The organism is Collinsella sp. AF31-11 (genome assembly GCF_003475605.1).
Classification (GTDB): Bacteria; Actinomycetota; Coriobacteriia; order Coriobacteriales; family Coriobacteriaceae; genus Collinsella.
In genome coordinates this window covers 1-1,062 of the sequence record NZ_QRQS01000038.1, presented here as the reverse complement: position 1 = coordinate 1,062, position 1,062 = coordinate 1, and the positions used below count along the sequence as shown (strand labels likewise).

The window sequence follows — 1,062 nt, the reverse complement described above, 5'->3', positions numbered from 1 at the left end:
TTAGTAGTCGAACTGGTGGTAGTAGCGGCGGTACTTGAGGTTGTGCTTGGTGACCAGCTCGTAGTTGCGCGAGAGGCGGTCGGTGGTCAGCACGGACAGGATCCAGGGGGACACGATGACGCGGAAGTCGTCGTCCAGGCCCGGGATCGCGTACTCGGCGGTGTCGATGATGACGTAGTCCTCGTCGCCGGTCACGCCGCTGGTGAGGAAGGCGCGGACGCGCTCGTCGAGGGCGCGGCACTCGTCCTCGCCCATGAACAGGAACACCGGGACGCCGGGCTCGAGCAGCTCGAGCGTGCCGTGGAAGAAGTCGTGCGAGGTGATGTGGCGGATGCGCTTCCACTGCATCTCCTCGAGCAGGCACATGGAGTACAGGATGGTCTCGCCCCACAGCGCGCCCGAGCCGATGAACATGGTGTAGTCGGCCAGCGCGTACTTCTTCGCGAGCTCCTCGGCGCGCGGCTCGAAGCGCTTGCGGATGTCGAGCATGTCCTTCCAGACGTCCTTCGTCTGCTCGATGAACAGGTCGAACTTGGGGAAGCAGCCGCGGCGGTTGAGCAGGCGCAGGCCGAAGCAGTCGGCGAGGTAGTAGCCCTTCTCGCAGCCGCCGGCGCCGTGGTCGGAGGCCATCATGACGCAGTTCTCGGCGCCCACGGCCCGGCCGATCTTGCCCTCGGGGTTGGTCATGGCGTAGACGCGCACGCCCATCTCCTTCATCTTGCCGATGGCCTCGAGCACCTCGGGGGTGGTGCCGGACTCGGAGGCGGTCAGCACGACGGACTTGTCGGTCATGCGCTTGTGGCCCATGACGTTCCACTCGGCGGCGTGGATCAGGTAGACCTCGAGGTCGCGGTCGCCGAACTTGTTCATGAGGTACTCGAGCTGCATGAACTCGTCCCAGGTGCCGCCGACGCCCATCAGGAAGACGGCGTCGTAGCCCTCCTCGTGCACGCGGTCGGCCAGCGCGGTCATCTTCTTGCCCGCCTCGTAGACGTTCCTGCCGTCCTCGAGGTAGCCCTCCTGGTCGAAGTGCATGATCTCGATCTTCTCGGTCTCCTTCAT

General features: G+C 65.1%; 1 protein-coding gene. It reads right to left on the bottom strand.

Annotation, left to right across the window (positions count from 1 at the left end):
- Positions 1-1,062, bottom strand: a 1,062-nt coding sequence (locus DWZ22_RS10095; RefSeq protein ID WP_055252703.1) for an SIS domain-containing protein, incomplete at its 5' end; no start/stop codon positions are given.